Annotated in this window: 16 protein-coding genes; 3 read left to right on the plus strand and 13 right to left on the minus strand. The window is 31.9% G+C overall.

Translation table 11 applies throughout. The annotated features are described in order from the left end of the window. Nucleotides 1-9 precede the first annotated feature (9 nt). From zwf to RBH29_RS01950, 4 genes are all read right to left on the minus strand, one after another. The gene (zwf, locus tag RBH29_RS01935; RefSeq protein WP_306694754.1) at nucleotides 10-1,494 is read right to left on the minus strand and encodes a glucose-6-phosphate dehydrogenase; all 1,485 of its coding nucleotides are present in this window, start codon (nucleotides 1,492-1,494) and stop codon (nucleotides 10-12) included. A 12-nt stretch (nucleotides 1,495-1,506) separates the two neighbouring features. Beyond that, on the minus strand, nucleotides 1,507-2,403 hold the full coding sequence (gene gnd, locus RBH29_RS01940; protein ID WP_306694756.1) for a phosphogluconate dehydrogenase (NAD(+)-dependent, decarboxylating): 897 nt from the start codon (nucleotides 2,401-2,403) through the stop codon (nucleotides 1,507-1,509). Nucleotides 2,404-2,599: 196 nt separating this feature from the next. Next, on the minus strand, nucleotides 2,600-3,130 hold the full coding sequence (locus RBH29_RS01945) for a glutathione peroxidase (RefSeq protein WP_306694757.1): 531 nt from the start codon (nucleotides 3,128-3,130) through the stop codon (nucleotides 2,600-2,602). Between the two features lie 218 nt (nucleotides 3,131-3,348). Continuing rightward, nucleotides 3,349-4,665 (minus strand): glycosyl hydrolase 53 family protein, encoded by a 1,317-nt coding sequence (locus RBH29_RS01950; protein WP_306694758.1) that lies wholly within the window; start codon nucleotides 4,663-4,665, stop codon nucleotides 3,349-3,351. A gap of 351 nt (nucleotides 4,666-5,016) precedes the next feature. On the opposite strand from RBH29_RS01950, the gene RBH29_RS01955 reads away from it, so the two are divergent. From RBH29_RS01955 to RBH29_RS01965, 3 genes are all read left to right on the plus strand, one after another. Further along, on the plus strand, nucleotides 5,017-5,958 hold the full coding sequence (locus RBH29_RS01955; RefSeq protein ID WP_306694759.1) for a ketopantoate reductase family protein: 942 nt from the start codon (nucleotides 5,017-5,019) through the stop codon (nucleotides 5,956-5,958). Between the two features lie 262 nt (nucleotides 5,959-6,220). Further along, nucleotides 6,221-6,820 (plus strand): hypothetical protein, encoded by a 600-nt coding sequence (locus tag RBH29_RS01960; protein ID WP_306694761.1) that lies wholly within the window; start codon nucleotides 6,221-6,223, stop codon nucleotides 6,818-6,820. Nucleotides 6,821-6,827: 7 nt separating this feature from the next. Next, nucleotides 6,828-8,324 carry a flotillin family protein gene (locus tag RBH29_RS01965; protein ID WP_306694762.1) on the plus strand — a complete coding sequence of 499 codons (1,497 nt, stop codon included), beginning with the start codon at nucleotides 6,828-6,830 and terminating at the stop codon, nucleotides 8,322-8,324. Nucleotides 8,325-8,519: 195 nt separating this feature from the next. Here the strand turns inward: RBH29_RS01965 and RBH29_RS01970 are convergent, their stop codons facing one another. The 9 genes from RBH29_RS01970 to RBH29_RS02010 all read right to left on the minus strand — a co-directional run. Continuing rightward, a complete protein-coding gene (locus RBH29_RS01970) occupies nucleotides 8,520-10,106 on the minus strand; it encodes an extracellular solute-binding protein (RefSeq protein WP_306694763.1) in 1,587 nt (528 codons plus the stop codon). 109 nt (nucleotides 10,107-10,215) lie between these two features. Beyond that, a complete protein-coding gene (locus RBH29_RS01975; RefSeq protein ID WP_306694764.1) occupies nucleotides 10,216-10,983 on the minus strand; it encodes an ABC transporter ATP-binding protein in 768 nt (255 codons plus the stop codon). Between the two features lie 79 nt (nucleotides 10,984-11,062). Next, on the minus strand, nucleotides 11,063-13,411 hold the full coding sequence (locus RBH29_RS01980; RefSeq protein ID WP_306694765.1) for an ABC transporter permease: 2,349 nt from the start codon (nucleotides 13,409-13,411) through the stop codon (nucleotides 11,063-11,065). Between the two features lie 87 nt (nucleotides 13,412-13,498). Continuing rightward, nucleotides 13,499-13,681 (minus strand): hypothetical protein, encoded by a 183-nt coding sequence (locus tag RBH29_RS01985; RefSeq protein WP_306694766.1) that lies wholly within the window; start codon nucleotides 13,679-13,681, stop codon nucleotides 13,499-13,501. Nucleotides 13,682-13,785: 104 nt separating this feature from the next. Further along, the gene (locus RBH29_RS01990) at nucleotides 13,786-15,063 is read right to left on the minus strand and encodes a LysM peptidoglycan-binding domain-containing protein (RefSeq protein ID WP_306694767.1); all 1,278 of its coding nucleotides are present in this window, start codon (nucleotides 15,061-15,063) and stop codon (nucleotides 13,786-13,788) included. A gap of 231 nt (nucleotides 15,064-15,294) precedes the next feature. Beyond that, the gene (locus RBH29_RS01995) at nucleotides 15,295-16,359 is read right to left on the minus strand and encodes an iron-containing alcohol dehydrogenase family protein (RefSeq protein ID WP_306694768.1); all 1,065 of its coding nucleotides are present in this window, start codon (nucleotides 16,357-16,359) and stop codon (nucleotides 15,295-15,297) included. After that, nucleotides 16,359-17,048, minus strand: coding sequence for an MtnX-like HAD-IB family phosphatase (locus RBH29_RS02000; RefSeq protein ID WP_306694769.1), 690 nt, complete (start codon nucleotides 17,046-17,048; stop codon nucleotides 16,359-16,361). Before RBH29_RS02000 ends, RBH29_RS01995 begins: the two co-directional genes overlap by 1 nt. A 251-nt stretch (nucleotides 17,049-17,299) precedes the next feature. Then, nucleotides 17,300-17,743, minus strand: a complete 444-nt coding sequence (locus RBH29_RS02005; protein WP_306694770.1) for a response regulator — start codon at nucleotides 17,741-17,743, stop codon at nucleotides 17,300-17,302. Nucleotides 17,744-17,774: 31 nt separating this feature from the next. Beyond that, the coding region (locus RBH29_RS02010; RefSeq protein ID WP_306694771.1) for a sensor histidine kinase at nucleotides 17,775-18,641 on the minus strand (867 nt) is incomplete at its 5' end.

Genomic DNA, 18,641 nt, shown 5'->3' on the forward strand with positions numbered 1-18,641 from the left:
AGCTATACTTTAAGTAAGTTCTCTTGTGTCCCACCACATCCTTCCATCTCTTTTTAAAAGTTCAATAGATTCAGCAGGTCCTTTCGAACTTGGCTTATAGTTAGGATAGTCAGGTTCTATGCCTTTAAAAGATTCTCGTATACTTTTTTCAAAATTCCAAGAATATTCAAGCTCATCCCATCTAGTAAATATAGAAGAATTGTTTTTTATTGCCTCTATTATAATTTGCTCATAGGCCTCTGGTGAATTGTAGTCAATTCTACAGGACTGACAGTAATTCATTTTTACAGGCTCTACCAAATTAATTCCTGGGCTTTTAGCATTTATCTGAGCAAAAACACCTTCCTCGGGTTGAATTCTGATTACTAAAAGATTCGGCTCTGCATTACTTAAATTTTTATAGAAATTTACTCCAGGTAACTTTTTAAACTGTACAATTATTTCTGTAACTTTGCGATTTAGTCTTTTGCCTGTTTTAATATAAAAAGGCACTCCTGCCCATCTGAAATTATCAACATTTATTTTAAGGGCAATAAAAGTATCTGTATTTGAATTCTTAGCTACTCGCTCTTCTTCTCTATAGGATAGAACTTTCTCACCCTTTACAACACCCTTGTCGTATTGCCCTTTAACAATGTTCTTTTGTGCACTTTTTTTATCAAACATCCTTAAGGAGTTTAAAACCTTAACTTTTTCATTTCTTATAGATTCAGGTTCTAAATCTACAGGTGGCTCCATAGCTATAAGAGAAAGCATTTGAAGTATGTGATTTTGAAGCATATCTTTAATAATACCTGTATTATCATAATAGCCTCCCCTGCTTTCTACTCCGATAGTTTCAGTGGATATTATTTGAACATTATCAATGTAGTGGTGATTCCACAGAGGTTCAAAAATAGAATTCCCAAATCTCATAGAAAGAATATTTTGTATCATCTCTTTTCCAAGATAGTGATCCACTCTAAATATCTTTTTTTCTGGTATTATTTTTGTTATAGCCTCATTTAGCTTTCGTGCACTTTCAAGGCTAGAACCAAAAGGTTTTTCAATCATAATTCTTTGAAACCCTTTATCTAGTTCAATAAGATTATGATTTTTAAGTCTCCCAATAATAATTTCAAAAAATTCTGGAGCTACTGCTAGGTAAAAAATTCTATTATCATAATGATCTAAAAACTTAGCTAAAATGTCATATCCCTTGTCTTGATCGATAAAATCAAACTTACAATATTTGATTTTATCACTAAATATTTGCCAGTCATCATTTTTTGTTTTATATCTTGAATAAGCTTTCACAAACTGCAAAAGTTCCTTTTTATATTCACTAACATCTTTATCCCTTCTTCCTACTAAAACAATAGAAAATTTTTCTGAAAGTTTTTCTTCTTTCATAATGGAAAACAGTGCAGGGATAAGCTTTCTTTTGGCTAAATCACCTGTACCGCCAAATATAATAAAAGCCAATTCCTCATTAGATTCAAGTCTATTTTTCATATTAATCCCCCATTATTTTCTAGTCACCGAGTGACCTCCAAATTCATTTCTTAAGCCTGCAACAATTTTATTAGAAAAGGAATCCTCTTGTTCCGAACTAAACCTTGTAAATTGAGAAAGGGCTGTTACTGGTGTTGATACTCCAAGCTCTAAAGCTTCATGTAAAGCCCATATACCCTCTCCTGATGATTTAATTTTCCCTCTAATTGAGTCTAAAGAAGAATCTTTTGTAAGAAGTTGCTGTGTTAATTCCATAAGCCAGCTTCTTATAACAGAGCCATGATTCCAAACCCTTGATACATCTACTAAGTTAAGTTCAAAGGGTGCTTTTTTTAAAACTTCAAAACCTTCTCCAATTGCCTGCATCATTCCATATTCAATTGCATTGTGAATCATTTTGACATAGTGACCAGAGCCTGTTTTACCAGTATGAATATAACCTTTTTCAACAGAAATGTCTTTTAGTAAAGGCTCAATATAATTAAAGACTTCATAATCTGCACCAACCATACCACACATACCATTTCTAGCACCTTCTACTCCACCACTTGTGCCTACATCCACGAAACTTATTTCTTTTTTTTGCAAAAGTTCATACCTTCTTAAAGTGTCTTTATAATGTGAATTCCCACCGTCTATAACAATGTCTTCTTTTCCTAAAAAATCGTACAGATAATTTATTGTCTCATCAACTGGATCTCCTGAAGGTACCATAATCCATATCACTTTTCTTTCAGGTAATATCCGCACAAGTTCTTTTAAATTGGACGTTGCCTTTATTCCTTCTTTTTCAATTCTTCTGACTGATTCTATAGATTTATCATATGCAACCACTTCATGTCCTTTATCTTTCATGTTTAGAGCAATATTATACCCCATCTTTCCTATGCCAACCAAGCCAATTTTCATTAATATAGCACCTCTTTTTATAAACTTATATTTATAGATTTAATTACCCATTACACTTATAAATTAAACAATATATAAGTGTAATGGGTAATTAAATCTATAGCATCTGCTTCTTATAATATACTCATCACAAATCTCTTAACATCCCTCTACTTGGAATTATTCAATTTTAAGTGCCCCTTATATACTGCTCAATTTACAAAAGCTCCTTTACATGTGGTTCTACTTCTTCTGGAGTTACAGTAGGTGCGAACCTAGCTACTATATTTCCTTCTCTGTCTATAAGAAATTTTGTAAAATTCCAGTTTATTCCGTTCTTTTCAAATGAAAAAACACCTTTTAGTTTTCCATATAATTTCATCATAAGACCATTATCAATTTCCTTAGGTGCTTCTTTCTTTAAGTACTTATACAAAGGATGTGCATTTTCACCGTTAACTTCTATTTTAGCAAATGTTTCAAAATCAGTAGCGAACTTTACCTTGCAAAAATTAGCTATTTCCTCATTAGTTCCTGGTGCTTGATTTAAAAACTGATTACATGGAAAATCAAGTATTTCAAGTCCTTTATCTTTGTATTGTTCATACATTTTTTCCAGACCTTCATATTGAGGAGTAAATCCACAACCTGTAGCTGTATTAACTATAAGCAAAACTTTTCCCTCATACTCTTTTAAAGAAATCTCAGTTCCATCAACTCTTTTTACACTGTAATCATATATCCCCATAGTTATCCTCCTTTTGTCTTTGCTCTAAACTTTGTTAAAAAACCTAGATATTAAACATTAAAAATTAAGTTTTTTAATGTTTAATGTCTTACTCTTTTATACCAATTAAAAATGTTTTTAAAACAATAATTTTTTAACAACGAATTATTTGCTCTTAATTTGTTAGTTTCTGGAACATTCTTTCTTTTTCACATTTGCTAATTACAACTTGAAGAAGTTTAATTGCTTTCTACAGGAAATTCATCTATTATTTCTAATAGATAACGTCCCATAAAGACTAAATCATTTGAATCAATTATTCCATCTCCATTAACATCTGCATTTATAAATCCATTTTCTGAAGGAAATCCATCTGTTATTTCAAGAATATATCTTCTAAGTAATGTGTAGTCTGTAGAGTCAATTTTGCCATCTCCATTTAAGTCCCCATAAATGTTCTGCGGAACTGTTTCGTCACCGTTATCTGGAGGCGGTGTAGGAATCTCCTCATTGTTTTCATTGTAACCAAACCCCTCTAAAGCAAGTGTAGGTCTTCCATTGCTGTTCCATGCCCCTTTTCTGTATCCAGCATTGTAATTTGGATATGCCTGTGGTTCCCAATAAAATACTCCTTTTCCTCCAACAGATTTCGTTTTGTCAACGATATCAGAAATAAAGCTTTTTGCTGCCACTTCCTCACTATAGTCCATACCAATTTCACATATCATTACTTCTTTACCATACCTAGATTTCATATCACGCATATTAGAAAGACACTGTTCATTGAGTGTCTGCCAATTACTTGATGTTGGATATAGTGACATTCCAATTATATCAAATTTTGCACCATTATTAATCAAACCGTCAAACATCCATCTATACATTGTGTTATCATATCCATTGGACAGATGAACAATTACTTTAGAATCACTGCTTACAGCCTTAACTGCATCATAGCCACAGTTGACAAGCCATGCAAAATTTCGCATATTCTCTGAGGCTCTTCCATCTTCCCAGAGCATACCATTATTGGTTTCATTACCAACCTGCACCCATTCAGGATAAATTCCTTCACTGGCCAAATCACTCATAACTTCATACGTATAGTCATATACTTCTTTCATTAATTCTTCAAAGCTTAAGTTTTCCCACGCAGATGGTTTATACTGTTTTCCTGGATCTGCCCATGAATCACTATAGTGAAAATTGAAACATATTTTAAATCCCATATCTTTTGCACGTTTTGCTAAAGCTATAGATCTATCTTTGTTTAAATAACCGTTGCCATAATCATTTGAGGGATTAACCCATGTTCTGATTCTTACTGAGTTAATGTTATAATCATTCTTTAAAATTTCTAATATGTCCCTTTCATTACCATTTTTGTCGTACCATACATAGCCCTGTTCTTCCATTGCAAGCACCCAGCTAATATCTGCTCCTTTTGCAAAAGAAGCTGCCTCAACAGATGAAGACTCAAAAAAGTTTACTGCGCCTATAATCAGTGTCATGCACAGTACTATTATCACTGACTGAAAAATACCTTTTTTAAACATAAATATCCTCCCATAAAATTTATATTAAAAATCTTATTTTAATACTATTTCTATTACAACGTTGTTAATTTATATACAGACATATATATTATACCATATCACAGCATTGCCTACATCATATTGGTCATATATTGGTACATATAATAAATGAGATACCCAATCAAATCATAAAGCTTTGGTTAAAATAAAAAAGATAGGTTTGATAAAAAGTTTGCTTTTTTACAATAATAACTTGTTATTATAGGGAATTTTTTGTTACTATAAATAATAAGTAATGGCTAAGAATTGTCCTTTACAATAGGACGTTATTTCTAAGGCATTACTAAGTATTTATAAATAGAGGAGAATATTATGGAAAAAATAAATATATTAGTGGTAGGAACTGGTGCAATCGGAAGCTTTTATGGCGGAAAACTTGCAATGGCTGGTGCAAATGTAAGTGCTCTTATAAGGTCAGATTACGAACATGTGCACAAAAAGGGAATATATGTTAAGAGCATAAATGGAGATTTTGTTTTTAAACCAGATGAAACTATAAAAAAAGTTGAAGATTACTCAAAAACCCCTGATTATATAATTGTTTCAACAAAAGTACTTCCAAGCATTAATATAGAAAAAATAATTAAACCTAAAGTTGGAAGTAACACTGCAATAGTTTTAATTCAAAATGGTATAGACATTGAAGACCCTATAGCAAAAGCTTTTCCTGAAAATGATATTATAAGCTGCCTTGCATTTATTGGTGTATCAAAAACAGGTTCTGGGCAAATTAATCATCAAGAATTCGGACGTATTGTCATAGGAAACTACCCAAAAAGTAACACTCAAAAAGTTGCAAAACTTGATGAGCTGTTTTCTAAATCAGGTGTTCCCTGCATTATAGATGAAAATATTATAGCTTCAAGGTGGAAAAAACTTATATGGAATGCCCCATTTAATCCTATATCGGTAATAGGTGGAAGGCTTACCACTGATATCATTCTTAAAAACGATGAATCATTGGATTTTACCAAGAAAATAATGAAAGAAATTATAGGCTTAGCAAATGCTTTTGGATACAATCTACCACAAAGTTTAGTAGATGAAAACATATCAAACACTTTAAAAATGAAACCTTATAAGCCAAGTATGCTTTTAGATTATGAACACAAGAGACCACTTGAAGTAGAAGCCATTTTAGGAAATGCTGTTCGTCTGGCAAGAAAAAAGGATTTTCCAGTTCCAAATTTAGAGGCAATTTATGCCATGCTTTTGCTTTTAGATGAAAATAACAGAGTGAACTCGTTTAGCTAAAACTAAACATCTAGGCTTTAGCTGGAGACTCAACTCTACCTGAAGATTTATAATAGCAACGTCACCTTATAGATTTTGACGCCTTAAAGTAAAATAAAATCAACAGATCAGAATATTTTAAAAAAAATATGTTTTTTTGAGAAATATAGTACATAGTAATTAACTTCTGATATAATTGTACTAACACACAGATAAAATATTTTTGATTGTAGGCTGACTATATTATTTATTTTGGGGATGTTTCCAGAAAGGAGGTATACACTTGGCAGATTGGTGGGGTAGTATGCCAGGATTTGAAAAACTCTTCTGGCTTTTTGCTGTACCTTTTACAGTAATCTTTATTTTTCAACAGATTATGATGTTTTTAGGCGTGGGCGATGATACCAGTGACATGGTAAGTGATGCTGACACTCTAGAAAGTAGTGATGACAGTACTTTAAGAAGCGTATTTAAAGTGCTGTCCATAAAAAACGTAATAACATTTTTTACTATATTCGGTTGGTCAGGCATTACCATTCATAATGCTGGTGTGGGTAAAATTATTACAGTGATAGCTTCTATTGTCATTGCATTTATAATAACAATAATAGTATCAATGTTATTTTACTCTATCCTTCGTTTAACAGAAAGCGGAAATCTTGAATTGAAAGATGCAGTTGGTCACATTGGAAAGGTATACGTTCCGATACCGGCTGATGAGTCGGGAATTGGTAAAGTTCACCTGACTTTTAATGGAGCTTTCAGGGAAATTGATGCAGTGACACCTGGCGAAGCTCTTCCTACAGGCACAGAAGTACTTGTAATTAAATTTAGAGATGATGATACTTTTGTTGTAACAAAACCTAATATGAAAGGATGGTAGTTTTATTATGGGAGGATTTGAAGGATATGTATTGGTCTTAGTTACTATTATTGTGGTTATGATTTTCTCCACTATAATAGCGTTGTTTTCAAGGTATAAGAAATGTCCATCGGACAAAATACTTGTAGTATATGGTAAAGTGGGTAAAAACAAAGAAGGCACTACCCGTTCTGCCAAATGTGTTCATGGTGGTGCAGCTTTTGTATGGCCTATAATCCAGCATTACAGTTATTTAGACCTTAAACCCATGTCTATTGAGGTAATGCTGCAAAATGCATTGAGTAAACAGAACATAAGAGTTGACGTTCCCTCAAGATTTACAGTTGGTATATCTACAGAGTACACTACAATGCTAAATGCTGCTGAAAGACTTTTAGGCCTGAATCATGCTGATGTAACAAACTTGGCAAAGGATATTATTTTTGGTCAGTTAAGGCTTGTAATAGCAACAATGGACATTGAAGAAATAAACTCAGACAGGGATAAATTTTTAAGTAACGTAACTACAAACGTTGAAGCTGAATTGAAGAAAATAGGTTTAAAACTTATAAACGTAAACGTAACAGATATAAACGATGAATCAGGATATATTAATGCACTTGGTAAAGAGGCAGCAGCAAAAGCTGTCAACGACGCAAAGAAAAGTGTTGCCGAAAAGGACAGAGACGGTTCTATCGGTCAGGCTAACGCTAAAAGAGATGAGAGAATTGAAGTTGCAGGAGCTAATGCAACAGCTGTAGAGGGTGAAAACAAATCCCAAATTACAATTGCAGCATCAGAAGCCGCTAGAAGAGAGAAGGAGGCAGAAGCTAACAAGAAAGCTACTGCAGCCGAAAAAGTTCAACAGGCAAAAGCCCTTGAAGAAGCATATTCTGCAGAAGAAGAAGCTGAAAAATCAAGGTCTAGCAGAGAAAAAGCTACTCAAGAAGCTGACATCATAATCCCGGCTGAAATTGAAAAGAAAAAAGCACAAATTGATGCAGACGCTGATGCAGATAAAACTAGAATTAGAGCTAAAGGTGATGCTGACGCAATATATTCTAAGATGGAATCAGAAGCAAGAGGTATAAAAGAAATAATGAGTAAACAGGCAGAAGGTTTTGAGAAAATAGTGGAAGCAGCAGGAGGAGATGCTCAAAAAGCAGTAACACTTATGATAGCCGATAAACTTCCTGAATTAGTAAAAACACAAGTTGAAGCAATAAAGGGAATTAAAATTGATAAAGTTACTGTTTGGGACAGTATGGGTAATGGAAAAGGCTCTCCTTCAACAGCTAATTTTCTATCCGGAATGCTAAAGTCTGTTCCACCTTTAAAGGATATGTTTAATATGGCCGGAATGGAACTGCCTGATTATTTAGCAGGAGAGAAAAAGGAAGGTAAAAATGAGAATAAATCTGAAGAAATAAATTATTCCATTGACGAAAGTAATGAAAAGCCTCAGGAAAAAGAGACAGAGGAAAACCCAAAAGAAAACGACTTGAAAAATTCAAATTTATTTTAAAATTTGTTTGATTAAATTAGCATACCATTTGTTTGCTAATTTATAACAGGCATATACTTAGGCGACATTTTTTATTCGCATCCTAAGGTTTTCATCTTATAATAGTAAGTGGGTACTAGTGCAAGACATAAAAAAGCTTCAGGTAGGTACTTTTCCTAACCTGAAGCTTTTATTTTAAACCTCTACCTTTTATGATTAATCTATTTCCAAACCATGCTGCAAATATACTGTTTTTTTGAATTTTTTAATAGCATCCTCTTTGGTTGCTTCACCCTTTATATATGACTTTACAGCTATCATATAACTTTCTATTATATTATAACTATACACTAAATTATCATCATACATAGTATATAAATTTCCATTTATTTCATCTAGAAATGGTTCATAAAATTCATACAAATTTTGATTTGTTAAAGGATTTATGTAACCATCATCTTCGGCCAATTTGCTAATAACTTCAGTATTACTAATAAAGTCACCTGTTTTTTTAGCGTGGCTTTCAACATGCTCTTCATCTAAAGTTATAAATTTGATGAAATCCCATGCAATGTCTTTATTTTCACTATTGCTGTTTATACCAAGCCAAGTTCCGCCCCAAAAGCCTGTAACTTCTGGCTTTGCTACTGCCCATTCTCCTGCAGTAGCCATAGGATTATCTAGTGCTCCGTCCATTCCAGAAATAATTATCCACCTCAATCCCCAATTAGGCATTGTCCATGCAAAATGCTCGTCATCTTCAATAGCATTAGACCATTGCATAGTCCAAGGTTCAGCTCTTCCTACGAGACCTTCTTCCCATAAATCTTTTGCAAGTTCCATAAATTCATCCATTTTAGAATCTATTACCAGCTTCCCATCTTTTTCCCATCCAGTCTCACGAGCAGCCATATAAATCCTGCACAGTTCCTCTAAATGTGGGAAAAGCTTAACCTTTCCTCCACTTTCTGCTTTAAGTTTTCTACCTGTTTCAAGTATTTTATCTGATGTTGAAAACATCTCAGATATTTCTTCTGGATTATCTGTTCCAAGGTATTCTCTTGCTATTTCTCTTTTATATCCAATCCCCATTGGCGTTGCTTGGTGTGATAAAGCCCTTATTTTTCCATCATTACTTTTTCCAACGTCAATTGTGTATGGCACTAATTTATCGTAAAAATCCTCTGCATTATATGGAGCTTCGGAAAGATTTTCAAAAGCATCATCCATATTTACAAATTCTCTAACAAATGCACACTCTAAAGCAATTATATCTGATTCTGCTGAATTAGATTTAAACTGTGTTTCTATATAATTTTGATACTCTCCCTGATGGTCTGTCAAATGTTTTATATTTACTTTTACACTTGGATTTTTCTCCATATACGCTTCTACAAGTTCATTTGCTTCATGAATATTGAAATGTGCAATGGTAATCTCTCCTGTCAGTTCACTTCCAACATCCCTATCAACATTTTTTTCTTCATCAACTACATCTTTTCTATCTTCATATTCACCAAGTATTATTGTCTTTGTGTCATCATTCCAGTCAACAGGCATATCAAGTGCTTCTGATATAGCTCTTAGTGGCACATAAGAACGTCCACTATATATAATTGTATCCATTTCACTTCCATCCATATCTCTTGGAATAAATTCCTCTCCATTTAATATGTAATTAATTTCAGAATTAATTTTAGCAGTAATTGTACTTATATTTGAACCTGCAAATACGCCAACTAAAAACCCTGCCATCATGACAGCTACAATACCAAAACACAACAATCTTTTTTTAAGCTTCATTTTTTCCTCTCCTTTTCATTAATTATTAAAACCCTTTCCCATTATATACTATACAAGCTTTTATTTCAAATTTAATGTTATATATGGATACACATTGAAAGTCTTTTGGCTAAGCCCCTATTTCCACCAACCGTTTCATAATACTTTTTTCTCTTTTTTTTAAATCATCGTACCTTTTATTATATTTACCTAATTTTTGCTGTGCGACAATATTTCCATCTATCATAAACAATACCCTTTCAGTTTTTGCTGCCACCTTTGCATCATGAGTAACAATCATTGCAGTTGTTCCATCTTTGTTAAGCCTTAAAAGAATTGTCATAATCTCTTCTGTAGATTTAGAATCCAATGCACCGGTGGGTTCATCTCCAAATATTATATCTGGATTATTTATTAATGCTCTGCAAATACCAACTCTTTGCAGCTGCCCTCCAGATGCCTGGGTGATGCTATTATTTTCAATATCCTCAATTCCTGTCATATTAAATAATTTCTTTGCTTTATTTCTTATCTTATCTTTGCTCTCAGCTTTTGATACAAGTGCTGGAAACATTGCATTATCAATTAATGACAGATTTTTTAAAAGATTAATGTCTTGAAATATAAACCCCATGTTATTTAATCGAATCTTTGCTAACTCTTCCTCTTTTAGTTTGCTAATCTCTCTTTCTTTAAATTTCACACTTCCAGAGGTAACTCTGTCCATGCCACTTATATTATAAAGTAATGTTGACTTCCCACTTCCAGAAGGTCCCATAACAGATACAAACTCCCCCTTTTGTATATCTAGATTTACATTCTTTAAGATGTGAACTTCATTATCATTTCCCAAGTCTACTTTTTTATTTATATTCCTAGCTTCTAATATATTGCTCATAATCTTACCTCCAGCATATTATCTTTCTTAATAATTCTCACTCCTTGCAAATACTTACACATAATTATGAAGGAATTCATTAGCTTTTTAAAACTACAGATAAATCACCATCCAACTCCTTTTTAAAGGATACGAATATAGTAAGCAGAACAGCTGTAATAAGCATTAGAGGACATACAATCCATGTCTGCCACATAACGTTAACAAATTCAATTCTTGCAGCTCCCATAATTGACATTGCCATACTAAAGAGAATTTCACCTATATAATTTGATGCAATCATTCCAAGTACAATCCCCGACATCAAGACTGTCAAAACTCCTGACATATATTGATGCTTTATGTTATCTGACTTAAGCCCTATACTTCTCATAATTGCTATCTGAGACATATCCTTTGACAGTAACATCTTTAAAAATAGCGCTGTTATTAACACAACAATTACCATTGCTGTTAAAATTGCCACTATAACAATGGTCTTTATCTGATTAGTAATACTTCCGAGCGTTTGCCTTGTATGCTCTTCAATATCACTTACCTGAGCAAAATCAAATTTAGCACGATAGTATTCAACTTTTTGAGCAATATCAACACCAGAAACCAAATCAATATTCACAACATACCAAAGAATTGAATCTTGATCTATTCCAAGATGTTTATTTGCTTTTGCAGTTTTGCCACCGTTTGTTATGTCTTGATAAATACCACAAACTTCCATTGCCCTTTCATTGTCTAAAAACCTTATTAATAATTCATCTCCTGTATTTTTACCCAATTCATTTATTAACGCATAGGAAAGTGCTATTTCCCCTTCTTCCTTAGGAGCTCTTCCCTCTAGGTAATTCAATGGAAACAGGGAAAAGTCTCCTACTTCAACATTAATATAGTCCCATGAACCTTTATCATTTTTAACCTGATAGCAACCAGTTAAAAATGGTGCAAATTTTTTGATATCTGAATCATTTTCCAGTTCTTCTCTCAATTCTATATAATCATCAATAATAGTATCCGGCTTTTGAAGATCAATTCTAATATCACATTTTTCTATTCCCATATATGTAGAAAATTCCGGTGAGTTCATTGTATTATATATGTTTAAGGGAAGAATTACAATAAAAGTACATAAAATAAAAATAAAAAACAGCAATCTGTATAATTTAAACCTCTTCCATACATCTCTAAGCCCCATATAGATGTTGATGTTAAAAAACTTATTTTTAAGAAGCGACAAACTATATTTTTGCTTTTTTTCACCAATCATTATATCTGAACATAATGACTCAACTGCAGAAATTTTATCAATTTTTTTCAATACTTTCTTGCTGTACATAACAATAATAAAATACACAAACAAGGGGGCTATAAGAGATAGTACATATTTTAAATTTCCTGATAAATCAGAGGATAAATATAGTCTCATATTATTACTAAATATTTTTACAACTACAAAAGAAAAACCATACCCTATTATGCCTGCTAATATTGACATAAGTTTGTATTTGTTAAGATATATTTTTTTTATATCCTTTTTAGATATTCCTATTGCCTTCATAACACCAATTTCTCTTAAGTCTTCATCAATTGAAGCTAAAAAGGTAAGCCTTATACAAAAAAAAGCTATAATAATCAGCAACATGCTGATAAATATTATTATTATTGCAACTGATACATCAGAAATAGCATTAAAAATTAAAAATAATTCACCTTCAACCAAAGGTCCATTTGAAAAAAGTCTCTCTTCTCTATATGCATTTTTAACAGCTTGAGCATCCCCATCTTCATAAAGTTTAAACTGGATAAGATATTCTATTTCTGCTATTTGTATTTTTAGCATTTCATAATAGTCCTCTGGATTAATAACAAAACGTTTTGAAGACGTAAGAGGAGAGTTCATGGCAAAATCCCTTGCATAATCTGAAATAATAAATTCTCTTTGGTAATTATCTTTTTTTACAATAATTTTATCCCCTATTTCTAAATCGTACTCTACCATAAAATAAACAGGAACCCCTATTTCACCTTTACTTACATCCAACTTTTCGTTATCTAAATCCAGTAAAAAATCAAATTTCTTGTTTTGTATAACAAATGAAATATCCTGTATTGTTTCAGCCATTGTATTATTTTGACCATAATAAATATGTCTCCCATCTATATTAAGAAGCTGCATAGTTTCCTGCATTTTTACATTTTCTCGCTGCCTTTCTACAAACTCATCTATTTTATCTTGGGAATATACCCCTGAATGCATCTGGGTAATATCACTTGGAGCTGCACTTTTTTCTAAGTCTGATATTGACTGAATCAAATTCGCAATAATATTTGTTGCACTGGCTGCTAAAAGAACTGCAATAGCTATAAACAAAAATACTGTAATCCCAACTGCTTTCTTTCTTAAAAAATCATTTTTTATAATTTTAAAAAACATGTTGTTCTCCTTTTAAAAACTCACTTTACTTATGTACGATATATATTTCTTTTTTGTCTGATTTGTTTTAATGCATAAAATCTTTTTTCAGTCGATGTCTTGTCCATTATAGTTTACCATAACAGCATTTGTAACTCCGAAATCATCAACAAATTTACCATATCTATTTTTTAAAAGGTATGTTGAATTAGATTCTGTTGAAGGAAAAACTGACTCTACCTTGTTAAGCAGATATATTTTGGGTATTATTGATGAATTCCCAAATTCCAACTAAAATAAAAGCTGCGAATAGTTATTTTCCTCTAAAAAGAGTCTTTACAGCTTTTTAGAGGAATTATTTTATTTTAAAATATAAATTGCATATATCATTTGGACTAAAGCACTTTTCTAATGTCAAATACTGAATTTAATATAAGCCAGTTTTGTGGAAAATAACGCCCTATAGTCCAATAACTTAATCCACCAACTCTAAATTCATTTGCAAGAAAAAATTTAGCCAACATACTTCTAGCATCTTCAAACCACACTACATGTTGTCTTCCAGCATCATCCCAATAATTGAAAAATGGTGATTGAGCTACAGGGTCATATTCAATAGCGGCACCTCTTCTTAATGCTAGATTAACTGCCTGGGTATTTGATAATGACCTAGCAGCTGTTCCTGGCGTATATGGAAGAGTCCAATCATATCCATAATTAGGTATGCCCATGAAAATTTTTTGTCTAGGTATGGCAGACACTGCATAATTCAGCACTCTTCTCACTCCAGTTATTGGAGCTACTGCCATAGGAGGACCATATGTGTATCCCCACTCATAAGTCATTAATATTACATGGTCAGCCAATGCACCGTGAACAGGGTAGTCATGTGCCTCATACAAAACTCCTTCCTGTTCTGCTGATATTTTTGGAGCTAACGCTGTTGTAATATTAAATCCAAGAGGTCTCAGCCTTCGTACAACTTTCCTTAAAAAATTATTGTAATTCTCTCTGTCATAAGGAAAAACGTACTCAAAATCTATATCAAGACCATAATAATTTTTTTCTCTTAAAATTCTGATTACGTTATTTATTAAATTCTCCTGTATTTCATCATTATTAAGTATAGTATGAGCCAGACTGCTACTAAAACCATCATCCTCCAAGTTTGTTATCACCATCAAAGGAGCAACTCTTTCAGCTCTTGCTGCCTCTATAAGCGGTTCATCATTTATTGTGTTCAAGCTTCCATCAGCATTAACTTCATAACTAAATATGCTAAGATAGGTGAGGTATGGAAGGGTTTTTGCCAACACTTCCATATTAATATTGGGATAAGTATAACCATTCACTGCCATTGGCCCAAACCTTATTGTTCTAGGCGGAATGTCAATTACCATTCCTGGAAAGATAATATTCGGATCTTCTATTTGCGGATTTTGGGATAATATTTCATTTATACTGACACCATATCTTATTGATATTTGATATATTGAGTCACCTGGTGCAACAACATGCCTTCGAATTCCCTCCAATATAACTAGTGTTTGACCAACCACGAGTTGATCTGGATTTTCAAGTTCATTATCAGAAATTATTTTTTGCATTGAAACACCATACTGTTGAGCAATTGAGTATATACTTTCACCTGGATTTACAACATGAATTATCAAAAAAATCACTTCCTATATTCCATCTAATATTTTTAGCTCTTCTATTTATCCCAATACAACTAATTGTTTTAGTTGCATTGCGATATATTATATATATGTGTACTATTTAAAAAAAGTGAATTTTAGAAAATTTACTTTAAAAGAAGTGAAAAATGGGTAGGAGTAAAACACGTTAAGATTATTACTAAAATATCAGGTTCTACATTTTAATATCATATTGTATGTTTAGTTTTATCTTAAAATCGTATTAAGTACAGGGTCATGATGTAAATACTCTTTTGCCTTCTTTCTATTCTCCTCTAAATGTATGTACGTATACCTTGTAGGTTTTATAGATGGTGCTAAATCAATGGCCTTAATAAAATTATCTTTTTCAAGATTCAGCGTTTTTACATACTCCCAAAAACCTGTCTCCCTAAGAAAAGTATTAACCCTTACATACCGGTGTTGTTGAACCAAACTCATGATATAAGTCGCAATACCTACTTGTATACCATGAAGCTCATTTTTATCAAGAATTTGATCAAGAGCATGAGAAATCAAGTGTTCACTTCCACTTGCTGGTGCACTATTCCCTGCCATTTCCATGGCAATACCACTCATAGTCAAAGAATCAACTAATTCTTTTAGAAAGAAATCTTCCTTTATGTCTTTAAATGGCATTCTAGCAATGCTATTAACTGATTTCTTAGAAATCATGACGGCAAAATCACTAACCTTTGTCTTGTTATTATCTTCTTCAAATTTCCAATCACGAACTGCAGTAATTTTAGAAATAATATCTCCTATCCCAGAAAAAACAAATCGCTCTGGAGACCTTTTTATAATGCCAATATCGACAATAATTCCATATGGCATTCTAGCAGATACTGACGTTCTTTTATTATTTATATATAGTGAACACCCTGAACTTGCAAAACCATCATGAGAAGTTGAAGTAGGGATACTTATAAATAAAATATTATTTAAAAACGCTACATATTTGGCAACATCCAATACTTTACCGCCCCCAATCCCGACAATTGCCTGTGTTTCTTTCGGGATATCAAAAGCATTTTCTATAATGGCATTAAGATTAATATCTTCATTCACAAATTCTTTAATAATATCTAAATTTGGTTGTTTGTTAACCGAATCCATGAAATCCTTACCAAACATATCTTTCATACCTTCACCATAAAAGACAACCATCTTTTTTATATTAGCTTTCACTAAATATTTCCCAGCATTTTTAATAGTATCAATACCCACCTCAAGTATTTCTGGAATTGTTATACTGCTAAAATTATGCTTCATTAAAACCACCCTCTTTCTTCCATATGGTTTATAATTTCAGAAAAATCTCTAAAAGGAATAAAAGAAATATCCTCTTTTTTTAAAATATCTTTTAATTCACTTTTACCAAAAGCCAAATCAGCTTTTTTGGCTGCTTGGAAATCTGGTTCGCTATCTCCTGCAAAAAACACTTCTTTATAACTTGATTTAAGGTCTTCTATAACTTTTCCTTTGTCTATTCCAAATATGCTAGAATAATAAAGGCTGTCTTCATTAGGTATGATTTTTATACCCCCGTTTATATAAATACCTTTCATGGAAATAATTTCTATGTCGTTGATATTCAAATAATCCAAAAGAATTTTAATATAATAAGATGTCCCCGCACTTAAAATGTAGAAATCTCCATCTCTTTTTTTTACTTCTTCTATTAACTTTATAGCATTTTTATCAACAGGAATTTTAAATATTTCTTTATGCAATTCTTTCTCATCTAATTTAATTGAAGAAAAGATTTTATTTAAAAACTCAACATTTATTTTTTTAGTTTTTTTCCAGTCTTGATAAAAATTTTTCCCTTCATCACCAAGATATTTATCAATTATAATATGATAAAAATCTTTTAGGGAAATAGTTCCATCAAAATCAGAAACAAAAGCAAAATTCTTCATAAGCACCACTTTCTTTAGAATAATATTTAATTCTATCATTTTGCTTTTATTATTGTACTATATTTGCATCTTATATACAATTAAAATGATTCATTTTGAATTCTGGGTGCATATTATTTAAGTTAATGAAAGGTTGAAACAATGCAAAAACAGTTTTATAAGTTTTGCAATATCTAAATCATCTCATGTAATAAATATTGTCATTTTTGAACTTTCTGTGACAAAAAGGCATTAAAAAATTTAACTTTAAATAAACAATTCTTTATCTATATAAAGTTTTATAAGCTTATTTAAACTTTATATAGTTTAGGAATCTTTACAATTGAGATAAATAGCCCCAGTTGCTTTATTGTTTTAATAAATTTTTCATATTCAATTGGTTTTGTTATATAATTACTGCATCCTATCTCATGACATTTTTCTATCTCTTTTGGCTCATCTGTAGTCGTAAGCATGCTGACTGGAATTTTTTTTAATACAGAATCTTCTTTAATTATTCTTAGAACCTCAATTCCATTTAATTTAGGCATTCTAATATCAAGCAGTATTATATAAGCTTTTCTAGGTTCTCTATGAGGTTTCTTCCCTTTACAAAGTAAAAAATCTACTATTTCCTGACCATCTTTAAAACGAATTATCTGATTTGCAACTCCAGATCTTACAAGATTTTTTCTTATAAGGCCGGCATGCCCATCATCATCTTCTGCAATTAAAATAATAACTTCTTCATTCATATTTTCCCCTCCCTAATTAACCTCCAGTAGTCTATATAGTTGTTGTGCATGGTAATGTTATGTAAAACTTGCTCCCTTTGTCAATGTTTGATTCAACTCTTATTTTACCACCTAATCTATCAAGCATCTGACAAACAATAGTCAATCCAATGCCTTCACCTACACTATTTCCTTTATTCAAACGATTAAATATTTCAAAAATACCATCAATATGATTTTCAGCTATACCTATTCCGTTATCTTCAACACAATATTCAACACCATTTATTTGTGTTTGTCCTGAAACTTTTACTACGCCGCTTCTATTAGGGTCAAGATACTTTAATGCATTTCCTATAATGTTTGCAAAAATCTGCCTTACCTGGATTAAGTCCCCTCTACACGAGGGTACCTCTCCGATGTGAACTGTAACTTTGTTTTGTTTAATTATATATTCAAAACTTTCACAAACATCGCTTATCAAGCACTTCATATTTAGATTACATATATTTAGTGCCCCTCGTCCAACACGTGATAATCTTAATAAGCCTTTAAGAAGCTCATCCATTTGGCCTGTACTTTTTCTTATATGATTTAGCGAATCTTCTATATCATTAAATTCAACAATTAGTTTTTTACTATCTTCAGAATCATTTTTAATAATTTCTTTTATCTCTTTAATTGAGTATACTAATTCCCTACTATATCCATCTATGTTGACTAGTGGAGATCTTAAGTCATGAGATGCAACATAAAAAATCTGTTCCAGCTCCTTATTTTTAGCCTCAATTGTTTGATGATTTTCCTTTATCTCTGTAACGTCTTTTGTAATAGTTGCAAATTTATTGTTTCCTAATGATATAACTGAAATAGAAAAATATTTTGCCATGCTTGGATAATAGGTGTCGAAATAATACTT

Source organism: Herbivorax alkaliphila (assembly GCF_030848475.1).
GTDB lineage: Bacteria > Bacillota > Clostridia > Acetivibrionales > Acetivibrionaceae > Herbivorax.